Annotated in this window: 15 protein-coding genes; 3 read left to right on the top strand and 12 right to left on the bottom strand. The window is 64.5% G+C overall.

Going from position 1 to position 17538, the window contains the following annotated elements; genetic code table 11:
* Nucleotides 1–159: 159 nt before the first annotated feature.
* Nucleotides 160–438 carry a type II toxin-antitoxin system Phd/YefM family antitoxin gene (locus IVB36_RS13210; RefSeq protein ID WP_085361304.1) on the top strand — a complete coding sequence of 93 codons (279 nt, stop codon included), beginning with the start codon at nt 160–162 and terminating at the stop codon, nt 436–438.
* Complete coding sequence (locus IVB36_RS13205; RefSeq protein ID WP_247372640.1) at nt 435–860, top strand: type II toxin-antitoxin system VapC family toxin; 426 nt, start codon at nt 435–437, stop codon at nt 858–860. The genes IVB36_RS13210 and IVB36_RS13205 overlap by 4 nt, the downstream gene beginning before the upstream one ends.
* Nucleotides 861–862: 2 nt before the next feature.
* On the opposite strand, the gene IVB36_RS13200 is transcribed toward IVB36_RS13205, so the two are convergent.
* Together IVB36_RS13200 and IVB36_RS13195 are read right to left on the bottom strand one after the other, a co-directional pair.
* Nucleotides 863–1705, bottom strand: a complete 843-nt coding sequence (locus IVB36_RS13200; protein ID WP_018454986.1) for a DeoR/GlpR family DNA-binding transcription regulator — start codon at nt 1703–1705, stop codon at nt 863–865.
* A 91-nt stretch (nt 1706–1796) separates the two neighbouring features.
* Complete coding sequence (locus tag IVB36_RS13195) at nt 1797–2471, bottom strand: HAD-IA family hydrolase (protein WP_247391638.1); 675 nt, start codon at nt 2469–2471, stop codon at nt 1797–1799.
* Between the two features lie 154 nt (nt 2472–2625).
* On the opposite strand from IVB36_RS13195, the gene IVB36_RS13190 reads away from it, so the two are divergent.
* Complete coding sequence (locus IVB36_RS13190; RefSeq protein WP_026232853.1) at nt 2626–3102, top strand: nuclear transport factor 2 family protein; 477 nt, start codon at nt 2626–2628, stop codon at nt 3100–3102.
* A gap of 230 nt (nt 3103–3332) precedes the next feature.
* On the opposite strand, the gene IVB36_RS13185 is transcribed toward IVB36_RS13190, so the two are convergent.
* The 10 genes from IVB36_RS13185 to IVB36_RS13140 form a co-directional block, all read right to left on the bottom strand.
* Complete coding sequence (locus IVB36_RS13185; RefSeq protein ID WP_018454989.1) at nt 3333–3524, bottom strand: hypothetical protein; 192 nt, start codon at nt 3522–3524, stop codon at nt 3333–3335.
* Between the two features lie 222 nt (nt 3525–3746).
* Nucleotides 3747–4157 carry an acyl-CoA thioesterase gene (locus IVB36_RS13180; RefSeq protein ID WP_247372636.1) on the bottom strand — a complete coding sequence of 137 codons (411 nt, stop codon included), beginning with the start codon at nt 4155–4157 and terminating at the stop codon, nt 3747–3749.
* Nucleotides 4158–4207: 50 nt separating this feature from the next.
* Nucleotides 4208–6304, bottom strand: a complete 2097-nt coding sequence (locus IVB36_RS13175; RefSeq protein WP_247391680.1) for a 3-hydroxyacyl-CoA dehydrogenase NAD-binding domain-containing protein — start codon at nt 6302–6304, stop codon at nt 4208–4210.
* A gap of 2 nt (nt 6305–6306) precedes the next feature.
* The gene (locus IVB36_RS13170; protein ID WP_247391621.1) at nt 6307–7590 is read right to left on the bottom strand and encodes an acetyl-CoA C-acetyltransferase; all 1284 of its coding nucleotides are present in this window, start codon (nt 7588–7590) and stop codon (nt 6307–6309) included.
* Nucleotides 7590–9857: an acyl-CoA dehydrogenase gene (locus tag IVB36_RS13165; protein ID WP_247372631.1), complete on the bottom strand. Its 2268-nt coding sequence runs from the start codon at nt 9855–9857 to the stop codon at nt 7590–7592. Before IVB36_RS13165 ends, IVB36_RS13170 begins: the two co-directional genes overlap by 1 nt.
* Nucleotides 9858–10033: 176 nt before the next feature.
* Nucleotides 10034–10657, bottom strand: a complete 624-nt coding sequence (locus IVB36_RS13160; RefSeq protein WP_247372627.1) for a flavin reductase family protein — start codon at nt 10655–10657, stop codon at nt 10034–10036.
* A gap of 178 nt (nt 10658–10835) precedes the next feature.
* A complete protein-coding gene (locus tag IVB36_RS13155) occupies nt 10836–11435 on the bottom strand; it encodes a TetR family transcriptional regulator (RefSeq protein ID WP_018454995.1) in 600 nt (199 codons plus the stop codon).
* 34 nt (nt 11436–11469) lie between these two features.
* A complete protein-coding gene (locus tag IVB36_RS13150) occupies nt 11470–14607 on the bottom strand; it encodes an efflux RND transporter permease subunit (protein ID WP_247372624.1) in 3138 nt (1045 codons plus the stop codon).
* A 178-nt stretch (nt 14608–14785) separates the two neighbouring features.
* Nucleotides 14786–15892, bottom strand: a complete 1107-nt coding sequence (locus IVB36_RS13145; RefSeq protein WP_247372622.1) for an efflux RND transporter periplasmic adaptor subunit — start codon at nt 15890–15892, stop codon at nt 14786–14788.
* Nucleotides 15893–16110: 218 nt separating this feature from the next.
* Complete coding sequence (locus IVB36_RS13140) at nt 16111–17442, bottom strand: MFS transporter (RefSeq protein WP_247391616.1); 1332 nt, start codon at nt 17440–17442, stop codon at nt 16111–16113.
* Nucleotides 17443–17538 lie beyond the last annotated feature (96 nt).

Raw genomic sequence — 17538 nt, 5'->3', positions numbered from 1 at the left:
AAGATGAAAGAGGAGAGAAACGAAGTGAAAGCGGAACTTTTAAGTGGGCACGCGGGGGGCGAAATAGGCAGTTCAGGAGGGATTTGAGCGGCATTATTGCTCTTGAAAAGTCGTTGATGACCCTTATTAGTAAGAATAGTCATATTGGTCGTTATTTGCATGACAGAACACACTGCACCAGATTCACCAGCGACGGACTCGTGGACGCTTGCCAACGCCAAGGCCCGGCTCTCCGAGGTGATCGATCGTGCCCAAGCCGGCCCGCAAATCATCACCCGACACGGCAAGCCCAACGCGGTGATCGTTTCCGTCGAGGAATGGGCGCGCAAGACGGCGCGCAAAGGTACCTTGGCCGAATTCCTGCTGGCTTCGCCGCTGCGCAGCGCCGACCTCAAGCTTGAACGCGTTCACGACGCGCCGCACGACGAGCTGCCGTGAATCTACTGCTCGACACCAACGTGTTATCGGAGGTCCAGAGGCCCGCCCCTTCGCCGAAAGTCTTGTCATGGCTTGATACGATCGACGAGGATCGTGCGTTCATCAGCGCGGCATCGATCGCCGAGCTTCGTCGCGGCATCGCGTTGCTGGAGGACGGCCGTCGCCGTGCAGCACTGGCCGCCTGGCTTGCCCGCGATCTGCCGGAGCGTTTTGCCGGGCGCACACTGCCGATCGACCACGCGGTCGCGGAACGCTGGGGTGACCTGATGGGTCAGAGTCGCAGAAGCGGCCTCGCATTGTCTGTCATGGACGGCTTCTTTGCCGCGACCGCGCTGGCAAACAACCTCATGCTCGTCACGCGCAATGTGAAGGATTTTGCGGTATTCGGCGTGCCGCTGCTGAACCCGTGGGACAACCCATAGTCCTACCTCAGCCGCACCACCGGCGCGGCCTCGGGCGCTTCTTGTGCCTCGGCCTGAGCCTCATCGACGTCCGCCCCCTTCGGCATCGCGGCCATCACCTCGATGCCCTTGCCGTGGCAGATGGTGGCGAGGCGCTCTGGCAATTCCTGGTCGGTGACGAAGGTCTGGATCTGGCTGATATGCGCGATGCGGACCGGCGCGCTGCGCCGGAGCTTGGTGGAATCAGCGACCAGCATGACGCTGCGGGCGTTGGCGATGATGGCCTGCGCCACCTGCACCTCGCGATAGTCGAAGTCGAGCAGCGCGCCCTCCTCGTCGATCGCGGACGCTCCGATGATGGCATAGTCGACCTTGAACTGGCCGATCAGCTGCGTCGCGGTCGAGCCGACCACCGCGCCGTCGGCGCGCCGCACCGTGCCGCCGGCGACCACCACCTCGATGCGGGGATGACGATAGAGCAGCATGGCGACGTTCAGATTGTTGGTGATAACGAGGAGGTCCTCGTGCGAGGTCAGCGCGCTCGCGACCTCCTCGGTCGTGGTGCCGATGTTGATGAAGAGCGAGCAGCCGTTCGGGATCAGCGAGGCGGCCGCGGCTCCAATCGCCTTCTTCTCGTCGGCGGCGACGAAGCGCCGCGCCTCGTAGGCGAGGTTTTCGACGCCGGATGCGATGATGGCGCCGCCATGAATGCGGGTCAGCGAGCGCCGCTCACAGAGGTCGTTGAGATCCTTGCGGATGGTCTGCGCCGAGACCTCGAACCGGCGCGCCAGCTCCTCGACCATGACGCGGCCCGAGGCTCGCGCGATGTTGAGGATTTCGGCTTGTCGATGAGTCAGTCCGGTCACGGCGATGGCCTCAAATCAGGAAGCTGCATGGTGCGGCGGTTCGCGCGCTCGGTCAATGCGCGCGCCGATCACGGTTAACGGACGAAGGTCCTCACCATGCCATCGCGGCGGCGAGGCGCGTCAGCAGATCGGGATCGTCGAAGCCGCTGGCGGAGGCGATAGCCCCGGCGGCGACGAGATCAGCATGGTTGAGGCTGGTCCGGATGCCGATGGTCGGAATGCCGGCCGCTGCGGCCGATTGCACGCCGGTGCGGGAGTCCTCGAACGCGATCGAGGCCATGGCGCTGGCGCCGGCAAAGCGCAACCCTTCCTGATAAGGCAGCGGATGCGGCTTGCCGTGCAACAGCTCGGCACCGATCACGAGCGCCTTGAAGCGGTGCGTGATGCCGAGGCCGGACAGCAGCAGCTCCGCATTGAGCCGCGGGGCATTGGTCACGGCAACCATGGGAATACCGGCCGCATCCGCCCTGTCGAGCAGCGCCATCAGGCCCGGCAGCGGCTCGATCTGCCCGGCAACAAGCGTGCGGAAGACTTCCTCCTTCTCATCGAGGATCAAGGCACGCCGTTCGGGCGCCTCGTCGGGCAGAAAACGCTCGCCGATCGATACATTCTCGAAGCCTTGCAGCTCTCTGGAGAAGCGCGCGTGATCGAAGACGTGGCCGCGAGGGCCGAGCACCAGATTGAACGCCTTCAAGTGCAGCGGATCGGTGTTGGCGAGCGTACCGTCGATGTCGAACAGCAACGCCCTGCCGATAGCCTCGATCATGTCCGTACTTTCCCGAATATATGACGCATCAATACGAAAGCCGTATCAATACAGCGTCAATCGCGCAATGACGCACGTGCATGACCAATACGCGACCCTCGACAAAGTCGCGTGCGACTGCAACACTCCATGCAAGACCAAAAAGGAGGAAACGATGACGATCAACCGACGCGATCTCGCTCTCTCGACTCTTGCCGTCCCAGCTCTTGCCGTCTCCACTCTTGCAGTTTCAGCGCTCACGACACCGGTGCTGGCGGCCTCGGCCGACGAGGAAGCCGTGGCGAAGAAGGTCGAGGCGTTCCGTCTCGCCCAGATCGCGGCCGATCCCAAGGCGCTCGGCGCACTCTGCGCCGAAGAGGTGAGCTACAGCCATTCCAGCGGCAAGGTCGAGGACAAGGCGACCTTCATCGCCAACGCCACCGACGGCAAATCCAAATTCCTGTCGATCGAGTACAAGGACCCGACCATCAAGGTCGTCGGCCCCGCCGCGATCGTGCGCTTCCACTGGGTGGCGGAACAAGAGATGGCGGCTGATGGGAAAAAAGTGCCGACCAACCTTCACATCCTGATGAACTGGCAGAAGCAGGGCGACGACTGGAAGCTGCTCTCACGGGCGGCGACGAAGTTGTGAACAACGGCTCTTCCCCTCTCCGTTGCGGGAGAGGGTGGCTTCGCGAAGCGAAGTCGGGTGAGGGGTTTCTGTCCGACAACGAATCCTCTCGCATTGGAATTCGCGGAGACGACCCCTCATCCGGCGCTACGCGCCACCTTCTCCAACAAGGCGAGAAGGGAAGGCAGAGTTCGCGGCAAAAGATTCCCACCTCTCGGGCCACACGCGGCCCGGAATGACCCGCGGGAGGACTAAGCCGCTTCCTTCACATCACCGTTAACCAGCTTGCGCGCGGCGCGCTCGGCTTCGCGGGCGTTGCGGAAGAGCTGGCCTTCGAGACGGTTGAAGCGGCTGGACGAGGCGAAAAAGCAGTAGCCTCCCTGGGAACGAACGACGATACCTGCGGTCTGCGAATCGACTTCGATGATGTAGCTGTCCGGCATGGTCCGTGGATTCCTCAGTGCGGGCAAACAACGGCAGTTCTGCCCAAAGGTTCCTGGGCATTTTGACGCCGTTTCCACCCCGGATCGACACGCGACGGAGTACGCCGGGACCTCATCCGTTTTATGACTGGTTCTTGGCAAAGCCGCGGCGGCGGGACTCAGTCGCGCCGCGTTTGGTGTTGCCGCACGCATCAGACAGATGAGGCGCAACGCCGCGTGCGATTACGTCGCGATCGCGGTGTCGGTCGGGCGAACCGGCTGCGGGCGGCCGTGCTCGTCGATCGAGACGTAGGTGAAGTTGCCGTCGGTGACGAGGAACGGTTGCTGCTCGCCGCGGCGCAGCGCCCATGCTTCCAGATGCACGGTGATGGAGGTGCGCCCGACGCGAACGAGGTGGGCGTGGACCGAAACGAGATCGCCGACATAGACGGCCTTGCGGAAATTCATCGCCTCGATGGCGACGGTCACGGTGCGCGACTTCGCGACCTTTGACGCAAACACGCCGCCGCCGACGTCCATCTGGCTGAGCAGCCAGCCGCCGAAGATGTCACCGTTGGCGTTGGTGTCGGCAGGCATCGCCAGCGTGCGAATGCAGAGATCGCCGCCCGGCCCGGCATTGGCTTGCTCGTTCATGCCGCTCTCACTTGAGGATTGCTCACTTGAAATTGCTCACCTGAAACTGCTCACTTGAAATTATCCCAGCCCGGATCCGGCGCAAAGCGCTCGCCGAATCTTCCGGCCAGCGCGCGCAAGGTGGATACGACATGATCCACGCCACGCGTGCGCGCATAATTCAACGGGCCGCCACGAAACGGTGCATAACCGGTGCCGAAGATCATGGCGCCGTCGACCATGTCGGCATCATCCACGATACCCTCGCGAAGCGCCGCGACGCAGACGTTGGACATCGGCAGCACCAGGCGGTCGATCATCTGGTCGGTGACGCGCGGACCGGTCTCGGGCAACGGCGCCTTCTCGGCCTTGCCGTCGCGCCAGACGTAAAAGCCCTTGCCGGTCTTGCGGCCGAGTTCGCCCTTGGCGACCTTCTCGCGGAGCCAGGCCGGCGTCGGCGGCAGCAGATCGCCGAACTTGGTGCGCAGCATGTCCCCGACATCGAGACAAATGTCGAGCCCGACCTGGTCGGCCAGTTCGATCGGCCCCATCGGCATGCCGAACTGCTCCGCGGCGGCGTCGATCAGGCGCTGGTCGATCTTCTCGTCCAGCATCACCATCGCTTCCAGCATGTAAGGCGTCAGCGCGCGGTTGACGAGGAAGCCCGGCGAGCTCTTCACCGGCAACGGCAGCCGATCGATCGCGCCGACGAAGGCGAGTGCCTCCTTCAGCACCTGCGTATCGTTACCGTCATGGCTGACGACTTCGACCAGCTGCAACCGCGACACCGGGTTGAAGAAGTGAAGGCCGACCAGCCGCTCCGGCCGCGCCAGCGTGGTGCGCAAATCCTGCAGCGGAATGCTGGACGTGTTGGTCGCGAGAATCGCGCCCGGCTTCATCCGCGGCTCGAGGCCGGCATAGACCTTCTGCTTCAGCTCGAGCCTCTCCGGGACCGCCTCGATGATGAGATCGGCGTTGCGGACGCCCTCCCCGTCCATGTCGGGGATCAGGCGATCGAGCGCGTCGCGCACCTCGGTCGGCTTGCGGATGATCTTGCCGTAGAGCTCGGCGGCGCGCTTGATTGCGCCCGCGATCGGCTCCGCCTTCATGTCGGCGAGCGAGACGCGCAGCCCCTGCCCCGCGCACCAGGCCGCGATGTCGCCGCCCATGGCGCCCGCGCCGATGACGTGGACATGCCTGATCGTGTTGCCGGAGCCTGCCGCTTTCTTCATCTGCTCGCGCAGGAAGAACACGCGGATCAAGTTCTGCGCGGTCGGCGTCACCATCAGCTTGGCGAACGAGGCCTGCTCTGCCCCGAGCATCGCGGCCTTGCTGCCGCCATGGGTCTCCCAGAGATCGATCAAGGCATAGGGCGCCGGATAATGCTCGCGGGACGCGGCCTTCGCCGCCTCCGATCGCATCCGTTTGGCCAGCAGCCCGCGCACCGGGCCGAAATTCGCCGCACGCGTCAGAAAACCCGGCCACGCCCTCTTGAGGCGGCCGAACAGCGCATCCTTGACGGCATTGCGAACGTGGCGCTCCTGCGTCACGGTATCGACGAGGCCGAGCGATCTGGCGCGGCGGGCATCGATGGTGCGGCCGGTCAGCATCAGGGCCATCGATTGTGTCGGATTGACCAGCGCAGTGAAACGCGCGGTGCCGCCGAGACCGGGATGTAGCCCCAGCATCACCTCAGGGAAGCCGAAGCGCGCGCCGTCGATCGCGATGCGCGATTGGCAGGCGAGCGCGACTTCGAGCCCGCCGCCGAGGCAGAAGCCGTGGATCACCGCGACCGTCGGCAGCTTCAGCGCTTCAAGATGATCGACCACCGCATGGGCGGCGCGGATCCGCGTCTCCACCATCCCGGCATCACTGGCGCCGCGAAATTCGTTGACGTCGGCGCCCGCGATGAAGCCGGACGGCTTTGCGGAGCGGATCACGAGGCCGGCAGGGCGCTCGGTCTCGATCGCCGCCAGCACGGCGTCGAACTCCTCCATCACCTCCGAGGACAGCGTGTTGGCGCTGGCGTCAGTGCGGTCAAACAGCAGCCAGGCGACACCGTCGGCGTCGCGCGTCAGCTTGAAGTGCTTGTAGGGACGATCGGCGGCGGGCTTGGGCCCGAGCTCCAGCACGCGGTCGCCGAGCGCGGTCATGATCCTGGAATCCATGGTCATACCGCCTCGATCAGCATGGCGCCGCCGAGCCCGCCGCCGATGCATTCGGTGGCAACGCCGCGCCGCGTGCCGAGCCGCTTCATGGTGTTGACGAGATGCAGCACGATGCGATTGCCGGACGTGCCGACGGGATGCCCGAGCGAGATAGCGCCGCCATCGACGTTGAGTTTGTCGCGGTCGACCTCGCCGGCAGCGCCGTCCAGTCCCAAAATCTCGCGGCAGAACTTGTCGTCATTCCAGGCGGCGAGGCAGCCGAGCACTTGGGTGGCGAACGCCTCGTTGAGCTCCCAGGTCTCGACGTCCTGGCTGGTGAGATCATTGCGCTTCAGTAACGGCGTCGCCGACATCACAGGACCGAGACCCATGATGCTTGGATCGAGTGCGGCCCAGTTGCTGTCGACGATGACGGCCTTCGGCGTCAGCTTGTGCCTGGCGACCGCTTCGTCGGACGCCAGGATCACCCAGGACGCGCCATCGGTGATCTGCGAGGAATTGCCGGCGGTGACCTGGCCCCAGGGACGCTCGAACACGGGCCGGAGTTTTGCGAGCCTCTCGGCCGTCGAGTCCGGACGCACGCCATCATCATGGTCGAAGAATTTTCCGTCGCGGGAGAACGCGGTTTCGACTTCGCCCTTGAGAAAACCTTCCGCCTGCGCATGCGCGAGCCGGCGATGGCTCTCGGCGGCATAGGCATCGGACTGCGCACGGGTGATGCCGAAGAGATGGCCGACGACTTCGGCCGTCTGGCCCATGTTGAGATCGGTAATAGGATCGGTCAGCCCGCGCTCGAGGCCGATGATCGGTTTGAGATAGCGCGGCCGCAGCTTGAAGGCCGCGGCAAGCTTCGCGGCGACGCCCTTGGCGGTGGCGAGGCCGGCGAACCAGCGCACGCCGGAATTGGGCCAGACCAGCGGCGCGTGGCTCAAGGCCTCGGTACCGCCGGCCAGGATCATGTCGGCATGGCCCTCGCGGATGTAGCGGTACGCGGTGTCGATCGACTGCATGCCGGATCCGCAATTGATCTGAACGGTGAAGGCGACCATGTCCTCGCCCATGCCGAGCCGGAGCGCGGCGACGCGAGCCGGGTTCATTTCGTCCGCGATCACGTTGACGCAGCCGAGGATGACCTGGTCGAAGGTATCAGGCGAAAACGGCTGACGCGCCAGCAGTGGCCGGCCGCATTGCACGGCGAGATCGACCGGCGTGAACGGCCCCGGCCCCGAACGCGCCTTCAAAAACGGCGTCCGACTGCCGTCGACGATGAAAACCGGTCGTGCCATCAGCTCGCCGCCCTCTGTTCACCGAGTTCCTGGAAGAACTGATGCACGTCGCCGGTTTTCTTGTAAATCGGCGACAGCGCCTCCGGCGCAAAATCGTCGACCTCGATCACCTTTGTAACGGCTTCGCGGGCCGCGGCCAGCTGCTCGCCCTCCGCCTGCGTGATCACACCGTTGGCCACCGCATCCTTCCAGTCGCTCAGATGAGCGGCGCGCATGCGCCTGGCGATGGCGTCCGTACCTGCGATCAGGTTGAACGCGCGCTCCAGCCGGGCGAAGCCGCCATCGTCGTCGACATAAGCGAGATCGGGCGTGAGGCGGTCGCGCGCGGCCGACGGCTCCAGCACGAGGCTCGCGCATTGATGCACGACCCGGTCGGAGGGACCCAGCACGCGGGCGCCGAAGGGCTGGACCACGAATTTGAGGATGCCTGCGACGAAGCGGTTCGGCAGATTGGCGAGAATCTCGGCAAGCCGGTTCTCGATGGTCCGAAAGCCCGTCGCCATGCACCATTCGAGCGCGGCAAAATCCTCCTTCTGCCGGCCCTCGTCCTGCCAGCGCTTCAGCGCGGCAGAGAGCAGATACAGCTCGGACAGGATGTCGCCGAAGCGCGCCGACAGCATCTCTTTGCGCTTGAGCGCGCCGCCGAGCGTCAACAGCGCCATATCGGCGCAGAGGGCAAAAGCCGCCGAGTAGCGCGAGAGCTGACGATAGAATGGTCTGGCGTCACCCGCATCGGGTGCAAGCGCGAAGACACCAAAGCTCCAGCTCCGGCCGAACGCGCGCAAGAGTGTCTCGAAGCTGTGGCCGACATGTTTCCAGAACACCTTGTCGAAGGCGGTGAGCCCGCGCTCGCGATCGGCATCGGCAAGCGCATTCATCTCGTCGAGCAGATAAGGATGGGCGCGGATGGCGCCCTGTCCGAACACGATGAGATTGCGGGTGAGGATATTGGCGCCCTCGACGGTGATGCCGACCGGAACGGCGCGGTGGAGATTGCCGAGATAGTTTTGCGGACCGTCGATCACGGCCTTGCCGCCATGGATGTCCATAGCGTCGTCGACCGCGGTGCGCATCCGCTCGGTCGCGTGCAGCTTCATGATGCCCGAGATGACGGCGGGATGGATCCCGGCATTCAGTGCCGCGCAGGTCAGCCGTCGCGCCGCGTCGAGCTGGTAGGCAGTGGCGACAATGCGGGCGAGCGGCTCCTCGACGCCCTCGAATTTGGAGATGGAGATGCCGAACTGCTCGCGGATGCGGGCATAGGCGCCGGTGGTGCGGGCGGCATAGGCGGCGCCGGCGGCGGAGAGCGACGGCAACGAGATGCCGCGGCCGGCGGCGAGCGCCGTCATCAGCATCTTCCAGCCCTGCCCCAGCCGCGCCTGGCCGCCGATGACGTAGTCGAGCGGAATGAAAACGTCGCGGCCCCAGTTCGGACCGTTCTGGAAGACCTGCATCGAGGGCAAATGGCGTTTGCCGATTTCGACGCCGGGAAGATTGGTCGGGATCAGCGCCACGCTGATGCCGAGCTCTTCCTGGTCGCCGACGAGATGATCGGGATCATAGGCCTTGAAGGCGAGGCCAAGCAGCGTCGCGACGGGGCCGAGCGTGATGTAGCGCTTGTGCCAGTTGAGCTTCAGGCCCAGCACCTCCTGGCCCTCGAAGGTGTCTTTGCAGATGATGCCGGTGTCGACCATCGAGGCGGCATCAGAGCCGGCCTCGGGGCTGGTGAGGCCGAAGCAGGGAATGTCGCGGCCATCGGCAAGACGCGGCAGCCAGCGCTGCTGCTGCTCCTTCGTGCCGAAGTGCATCAGGAGCTCGCCCGGGCCCAACGAGTTCGGCACCATCACCGTCACCGCGGCGGCGATCGAGCGGGTCGATATCTTGCGCACCACTTCCGAATGCGCATAGGGCGAGAAGCCGAGGCCGCCGAACTCCTTCGGAATGATCATGCCGAAGAATTTTTCGCGCTTGACGAAGTGCCAGACATCGGGCGGCAGGTCGCGCCATTCCCAAAAGATCTTCCACTCGTCGAGCATGGCGCAAAGCTCGTCGACGGGGCCGTTGAGGAAGGCCCGCTCCTCTTCGGTCAGCGTTGCCTGCGGGACCTTCAGCAGCTTCGACCAATCGGGGTTGCCGGTGAAGAGATCGGCCTCCCACCAGACGTCGCCGGCCTCCAGCGCCTCGCGCTCGGTGTCCGACATCGCCGGCAGCACGCCGCGCGCCCAGGAGAAAATCGGCTTGGTCAGGGTGTCGCGGCGGAAGCTCATGGCGGACCTCATGCATCGGCGCGGTGATCGGGCATTTTAGCGGAAAGTGGCCGGCGGCGGTGAAGACTTCGCCTGCGGAAAGACGCGAATTGACGCGGCCGGGCAGCCGCCCAGGGGCCATAACGGCCGAGGCGTGGTGGCAGTTCCGGGAGGGGATGGCTTCGCGGTCGGCCGGTCTAATCCGGCCGCACCATCTCGAACATGTTTTCCGGCTTGATTTCGAAATAATCCCCGCTGCGGCCGGCGCGTACGATCGGGCGGGCGGCGGCGGTCTGGTAGACGCCGTCCTTGATCATGGCCTTGTCGATGTGGACGGCAACGACCTCGCCGAGCGTCAGCCAGGCATTGGCTTCCTTGCCGTCGGCGCCCTTGAGGCGGACGATATCGGACACCTTGCATTCGAAGGCGACGGGACTCTCGCCGACGCGCGGCACGTTGACGAGCCTGCCGGGCGCGGCGGTGAGGCCCGCAACTTTGAACTCGTCGACCTCAGGGCCAACATGCGCCGCAGTCGCGTTCATGTGCCTGGCCAGGTCCATGGTGGCGAGGTTCCAGACGAACTCGCCGGTCTGCTGGATGTTTTCGACCGTGTCCTTCCAGTTGGTGGAGGAGAAGCCGATGATCGGGGGGACGTAGCAGAAAGCGTTGAAGAAGCTGTAGGGCGCGAGGTTGACGTGGCCGTTGGTGTCGCGCGACGAAATCCAGCCGATCGGCCGCGGCGCGACGATGGCGTTGAAGGGATCGTGCTTGAGGCCGTGGCCCTTGGCGGGCTCGTAGAAGTGCAGGTCTTTGTCGGTCACGGGCTGTTTCCTTCTCGTCATTGCGAGCGCAGCGAAGCAATCCAAAATCCCTCCGCAGAGACAGTCTGGATTGCTTCGCAAAGCTCGCAATGACGGAGTTTGTTGATCCGTCCTTGCCCGCCATCAGCCGTCATTCCGTGGCGGTCGGCCTGCTTATAGGAGGAAATCCGCCGCCGCGTCAGTGGCGCGGGGACAATCCCGCGATGACGAAATCGATCATCTGGTCGATGGTCGGGCCCGGCTTGGTAGCGCACTGGGCGATCATCTGGGGGTGGAAAAAGCGCATCATCGCGGTGCAGGCGCACAGCGCAGCCAGTTGCAGGTCCGGCGCCTCGAACTCGCCGGAAGCCACGCCTTGCGTGATCATCTGGCCGATGACCCCGGCAATGCACTCCATGTGGTTGACGCAGACGTCCCAGTCCTCCTGCATCGCGATCTCGACCATCTCGTGCAGCTTATTGTCGCCGACATAGCGCTCGGTGTTCATGCGATTGATGGTGGTGAGCAGCTCACGGAATCGCGGCAGTACCGGACCGGGCCTGGCCACGATCCGCTGCGCTTCCAGCTCGACCTCGCCCATTAGCGAACGGGCCACCGCCTGATGGATCGCCTTCTTCGATTCGAAGAAGCGATAGACGTTGGCGGGGCTCATCTTGAGCTCCTTGGCGATGTCGCCGACCGTGGTCTTGAGATAGCCGATCTGGCGGAACAGCCTCTCGGCCACCTCGAGAATGCGTTCCCGGGTGTCGCCTTCGATATGTTCCGAAACCAGTGTCATCTGTCAGACTCGTCAATCAGCAGTTCATCTTCACTTATTCAGCCGCCTCAGCAAGCGGAATTGCGTTCTGGTCATCGCTCCCATGCTGCGGCGCGGCAGGCTGCTCGGGCGTGCCCGCCTCATCCAGGCTCTTGCGGAACCAGAGGGCGTAGAGGCCCGGCAGGTACAGCAGCGTCAGGAAGGTCGCGACGAACAAGCCACCCATGATGGTGATCGCCATCGGCCCCCAGAACGCCGAGCGCGACAGCGGGATCATGGCGAGGATGGCGGCAAGCGCCGTCAGCACCACCGGACGGGCGCGGCGGACGGTGGCCTCCACGATCGCCTCGCGGCGGGTCAGGCCGTGCGAGACGTCGGTCTCGATCTGATCCACCAAGATGACCGCGTTGCGCATGATCATGCCGGCAAGCGCGATCAGGCCGAGCAGGGCCACGAAGCCGAACGGGGCGTTGGCGATGTTGAGCCCGAAGGAGGCGCCGACAATGCCGAGCGGCGCGGTCAGGAACACCAGGATCAGGCGCGAGAAGCTCTGCAGCTGGAACATCAGCAGCGTCAGCATCACCATGACCATCAGCGGGAAGAGAATGAAGATCGAGGCGTTGCCCTTGGCGGATTCCTCGAACGCGCCGCCGGCCTCGATGCGGTAGGCCGGCTCCAGGTTGTCCTTGATTGCCTTCAGCTTCGGCGCGATCTGGCCGGTGACGTCGGGCGCCTGCACGCCGTCGACGACGTCGGAGCGCACGGTGATCGCCATGTCGCGGTTACGCCGCCACATGATCGGTTCCTCGTGCGCATACTCGATCTTGGCGATCTGCTGCAGCGGCACGGCCACGCCGTTGCGCGAGGTGATGGTGAGATCGCCGACGGCGCCGAGGTCGAGCCGCTCGGACGAGACGGCGCGCGCGACCACGCCGACCTTTTCGATGCCGTCGCGCACGGTCGTCACCTGCGAGCCCGAGATCAGCATCGACAGCGCCTGCGACACGTCCTGCGGGGTCAGGCCCATGGCGCGTGCGCGATCCTGGTCGACGACAAGCTTGAGGTAAGGCGACTGCTCGTTCCAGTCGAGCTGGACGTCCTTGACGCTCTTGTTCTGCCGCATGACGTCGCGGACCTGGTAGGCGATCTCGCGCACCTTGTTGGCGTCGGGGCCGATAACGCGAAACTGCACGGGAAAACCAACCGGGGGACCGAAATTGAAGCGGTCGACGCGCACGCGGGCCTCGTTGAGCGCGCCGTCGGCAACGGCGTTTTCAAGCTTGGCCTTGATGCGCTCGCGCGCCTCGACGCCCTTTGCGACGATGACGATTTCGGCAAAAGCCTCGTTCGGAAGCTGCGGATTAAGGCCGAGCCAGAAGCGCGGCGAGCCCTGTCCGACATAGGCCGTGTAGGTCTCGATGTCCTTGTCGTCCTTGAGCATGGTCTCGGCCTTCTTCACCGCCTTTTCGGTGACGTTGAAGGCGGTGCCCTCGGGCAGGCGAAGCTGGAGGAACAGCTCGGGACGCTCGGACAGCGGGAAGAACTGCTGCTGGACGTGGCCGAAGCCGACGATCGAGGCGATGAAGACGCCGACGGTCGCGACCACCACGGTGATGCGGTGGTTGACGCACCACTGCACGATGGCGCGCAGGCCCCGATACATGCGGGTCTCGTAGACCGCGTGCGGATCGTGATTGTGGTGCACCTTGATGTTGGGCAGCAGCATGACGCCGATATAGGGCGTGAAGATCACCGCCACGAACCAGGACGCGACCAGCGCGATCGCCACGATCCAGAAGATGCTGCCGGCATATTCGCCGACCGCGGAATTGGCAAAGCCGATGGGGAGGAAGCCAGCGGCCGTGACCAGCGTTCCCGTGAGCATCGGAAACGCAGTGGATTCCCAGGCAAAGGACGCCGCACGCATGCGGTCCCAGCCCTGCTCCATCTTCACCACCATCATCTCGACGGCGATGATGGCGTCATCCACCAGCAGGCCGAGCGCGATGATCAGCGCACCGAGCGTGATGCGGTGCAGGTCGAGCGACATCGTGTTCATGACGACGAAGACGATGCCGAGCACCAGGGGCACCGACAATGCGACCACGATGCCGGTGCGCCAGCCAAGCGCCAGGAACGACACGAACAGCACGATGACGAGGGCTTCCATGAAAGAGTGTACGAACTCGCCGACCGCGTGCTCGACCACCTTGGGCTGGTCGGCGATCAGTTTGACGTCGACGCCCTGCGGCACCGCCTTCATGAATTCAGCCGTCGCCTTCTCGACCTCCTTGCCGAGATCGAGGATGTTGGCGCCCTTGGCGGTGACGACGCCGATGCCGATCGCGGCCTTGCCTTCCTGGCGCACGATGAAGCTCGGCGGGTCGACATAGCCATGGGTGACGGTGGCGATGTCGCCGAGGCGGAACACGCGGCCGTTGCTCTCGACCGGGGTTTCGGCGACGGCCTTGGCGCCGTCGAGCGCACCGGTGACGCGCAGCGGCACGCGCTGCGACGAGGTCTCGACCGTGCCGGCCGGCGTCACGTTGTTCTGCTTGGCGAGCGAATCGAACAGCGCCTGCGGCGTGATGCCGAGCGTGGCGAGCTTGGCATGGCTGAACTCGACGAAGATGCGCTCATCCTGGTTGCCGTAAACGTCGACCTTGGTCACGCCCGGCACCTTCAGAAGGCGCTGACGGAAACCTTCCGAGACCTTCTTGAGCTGGGCGTAGTCGGCGCCGTCGCCCGTCATCATGTAGAGGATGGAATCGACGTCGGAGAACTCGTCGTTGACGACGGGCCCGAGAATCCCTGGGGGCAACTGGCCCTGCACGTCGACCAGCTTCTTGCGCAGCAGATAAAAGAGATACGGCACGTCCTTCGGCGGCGTAGAATCGCGGAAGGTCACCTGGAGCGCAGTGAATCCGGGCTTGGAATAGGTCTGCACCTTCTCGAAGTAGGGCAGCTCCTGGATCTTCTTCTCGATGGGATCGGCGACCTGCGCCTGCATTTCCTGCGCTGTCGCGCCCGGCCACAGCACGGAGACGTTGACCACCTTCACCGTGAAGAACGGATCCTCGGCGCGACCGAGCTTCTGATAGGAGAAGAATCCGGCGACGCCGAGTATGAGCATCAGGAACAGGATCAGCGTCGGATGGCTGACGGCCCAGGCCGAAAGATTGAAGCGCTTCATCGCACTCTCCAAAGATGATCCGGTTGCAAAAACCACAGCCACTCTGTTGAACGCGTCGTCGCGAGGCAGCGAAGCAATCCAGGGGGCTGGGCAGGTTCTGGATCGCTTCGCCGCTTCAGCCCCAGCATTTGCGCTTGGGCCGAAACTCACCTCACACGACGTAACTCGTAAACGAGACTTAAAAGGACAGTGACGACACGACCCGTACCTTCTGGCCCGGATCGAGCTTCTGAACGCCGAGGGCGACGATCTTGGCGCCCTCTTCGACACCACCGGTGATGACGACGTCGTTGCTCTCGTAGGACTTCACCACGACCGGCTTCAGCGTGACCGCGCCGTTGTCGTCGACGACGTAGAAGGACGGCTTGCCGCCTTCGTTGAACAGCGCCGACAGCGGCAGCCGCGCGACGCGTTCGGTGGCGGCGTCCGACAGCGTCAGCGTCGCGGTCATGCCGAGCGAGACCTTGTCGTCGGCCTCGGGCAGCGAAAACTTGGCAAGATAGGTGCGCGTGGCGGGATCCGCGGTGGGCGCGATCTCGCGCAGCTTGGCCGTGTACTTTTTGCCCGGCTCCGACCAAAGAGTGACGCTGGCGGCGCCCGATTTGGCACGTCCGACCAGCGTCTCAGGGATCGCGACGACCGCTTCCTTTTCGGCAAAGCGGGCGACACGGATCGAGGTCTGGCCTGCGGCAACCACCTGGCCAGGCTCGATCAGCGTTGCGGTGACGACGCCACGGGCGTCGGCGTTGAGCGTCGCGTAGGAAAGGGAATTGTTGGTCAGCTCGACCGAGCGCTCGGCCCGGTTCAGGCGCGCACGCGCCTCGTCGGCGGCAGCGCGGCTCGAATCCAGCTGCGCGTCGGTGGTCCAGCCCTTGGCCTTCAAATCCTTGGCGCGCTGCTCGGCGGCGGCGGCCTGGGCCAGCACGCCGGTCGCAGCGGTCTGTTCGGCGACGGCTTGCTCGGCCTGGAGCTTCAGATCGACCTCATCGAGGACCGCGAGCGGCTGACCGATCTCGACGGTCTGGCCAACTTCGACCAGACGCTTGGCGACCTTGCCCGCGACCCGAAAGCCCAGATCGCTCTCGATCCGCGGCCTGATGGTGCCGACGAAGCTGCGCTCGGGCTTTTCGGCATCGTAGTGGGCGGTGGCGACCAGGACCGGCCGCGGCGGGTCGGCGTTTTCAGCGACGGTGTCATTGCACCCAGCGAGGGCGGCAGCCATCAGCGCCAGCGAAACACCGGCCAAGAGCCTCGAATAGCTGGATAAAACGGATCGGACGAACATCGGAGGACACTCCCTCGGCTGCAATGAGAGGAATGTCGACTAATCACTGATGAAAGTCAATAATCGTCAGTCATCAGGAAAGCGTGATCGTTAAGAGGTGGTAACCTCCCCGCTGCCCTTGGCGGAAAGCCCGGACTGTTGGAAGAGAGCTCGCGCCGCGGCCCCAGAGGGACCGCGCGGAAATGGGCCCTGGCTTTCGCCAGGGCGACATTTCGAGGCTACCGCCCCTGTTCGGCGAACTCGTGCTTGCTGTCGTGGCCACCGATGAAGACCAGGATGCCGGCGATCAGCGGCAGCACCGCGAGCACGAGCAGTCCGATCGAGGTCTGCCCGGTGGCTTCCTTGACCCAGCCGATCAGATACGGTCCGCCGAACCCGGCGAGATTGCCGATCGAGTTGATCAGAGCGATGGCGCCGGCCGCCGCCGTGCCGGAGAGCCAGGCCGTCGGCAGGGTCCAGAACACGCCGAAGCAGCAGAACACGCCGATCGCGGCAACCGTCAGCACGATCATCGTCAGGGTGGGGTCGGTGAGATAGCTGGAGACGCCGAGAGCGACGGCGGTGAGCAGCAACGGCGCGCCGACATGCATCACGCGCTCGCGCGTGGCATCGGAATGCCGCGCCCACAGGATCATTGCGATGGTGCCGAACAGACACGCAATCGCGGTGACGAAGCCGGTCTGGGCGTTGGTGAGGCCGAACGCCTTGACGATCTGCGGCAGCCAGAACTGCATGCCATAGAGCGCGCCGACGAAGCCGAAATAGACCAGGCTCAGCATGATCACCTTAGGTGAGGTCAGCGCCTCGCCGAGCGACATATGCTTCACCGCCTGCTTGGCCGCGATCTCGGCATCGAGCTTGGTCTTGAGCCAGGCCTTCTGCTCGGCCGAGAGCCAATCCGCCTTCTCTGGCCTGTCGGTGAGATAGAACCAGGTGACGATGCCGAGCAGCACGGAGGGAATGCCCTCAATGATGAACAGCCACTGCCAGCCCTTCAGGCCCATGGCCCCGTCGAGGCCGAGCAGCAGGCCAGAGACCGGCGCGCCGATCACGGTGGAGACCGGAACGGCGATGGCGAAGGCCGCGAGGAAGCGGGCGCGATATTCGGCCGGATACCAATAAGTGAGATAGAGGATGATGCCGGGGAAGAAGCCGGCTTCGGCGACGCCGAGCAGGAAGCGCAGCACGTAGAAGCTCGTGACCCCGCTCGTGAGCGCCATCAGCGCCGAGATGATGCCCCAGGTCACCATGATGCGGGCGATCCAGCGGCTGGCGCCGAACTTCTCCAGCGCCAGATTGCTCGGCACCTCGAAGATGAAATAGCCGATGAAGAAGATGCCGGCGCCCCAAGAGAAGATCAGCGGCGTGAATTTCAGCTCGGCATTCATGGTCAGCGCGGCGAAGCCGAGATTGACGCGGTCGAGATAGGAGAAGAAATAGGCCAGCACCAGGAACGGGATCAGGCGCCAGGAGATGGCGCGGATCGTCGAGGTCTCGATTTCCGACTTGGCTGCGCCGGTCGAACCGGCATAGGTCGTGGTCTGGCTCATGGCTTCCCCCGGGTTGTTGCTTTTATGGGCTGATCCGGGGTTTTGAGCATCGCCGCGAAAGAGTCAATGGAGCAAGCAATGCAAGGGGCGCAGCCG

This window comes from Bradyrhizobium sp. 35 (assembly GCF_023073215.1).
Taxonomy (GTDB): Bacteria; Pseudomonadota; Alphaproteobacteria; order Rhizobiales; family Xanthobacteraceae; genus Bradyrhizobium; species Bradyrhizobium canariense_D.
Note: the sequence above shows the minus strand (reverse complement) of the source record. Positions and strands in the feature narration are given on the sequence as shown.

Bases quoted from the DNA above. Each gene is read 5' to 3' on its own strand.
- IVB36_RS13210 (WP_085361304.1), top strand. From the start codon at position 160: ATGACAGAACACACTGCACCAGATTCACCAGCGACGGACTCGTGGACG.
- IVB36_RS13195 (WP_247391638.1), bottom strand. From the start codon at position 2,471: ATGATCGAGGCTATCGGCAGGGCGTTGCTGTTCGACATCGACGGTACG.
- IVB36_RS13190 (WP_026232853.1), top strand. From the start codon at position 2,626: ATGACGATCAACCGACGCGATCTCGCTCTCTCGACTCTTGCCGTCCCA.
- IVB36_RS13185 (WP_018454989.1), bottom strand. From the start codon at position 3,524: ATGCCGGACAGCTACATCATCGAAGTCGATTCGCAGACCGCAGGTATC.
- IVB36_RS13180 (WP_247372636.1), bottom strand. From the start codon at position 4,157: ATGAACGAGCAAGCCAATGCCGGGCCGGGCGGCGATCTCTGCATTCGC.
- IVB36_RS13175 (WP_247391680.1), bottom strand. From the start codon at position 6,304: ATGGATTCCAGGATCATGACCGCGCTCGGCGACCGCGTGCTGGAGCTC.
- IVB36_RS13170 (WP_247391621.1), bottom strand. From the start codon at position 7,590: ATGGCACGACCGGTTTTCATCGTCGACGGCAGTCGGACGCCGTTTTTG.
- IVB36_RS13165 (WP_247372631.1), bottom strand. From the start codon at position 9,857: ATGAGCTTCCGCCGCGACACCCTGACCAAGCCGATTTTCTCCTGGGCG.
- IVB36_RS13155 (WP_018454995.1), bottom strand. From the start codon at position 11,435: ATGACACTGGTTTCGGAACATATCGAAGGCGACACCCGGGAACGCATT.
- IVB36_RS13150 (WP_247372624.1), bottom strand. From the start codon at position 14,607: ATGAAGCGCTTCAATCTTTCGGCCTGGGCCGTCAGCCATCCGACGCTG.
- IVB36_RS13145 (WP_247372622.1), bottom strand. From the start codon at position 15,892: ATGTTCGTCCGATCCGTTTTATCCAGCTATTCGAGGCTCTTGGCCGGT.
- IVB36_RS13140 (WP_247391616.1), bottom strand. From the start codon at position 17,442: ATGAGCCAGACCACGACCTATGCCGGTTCGACCGGCGCAGCCAAGTCG.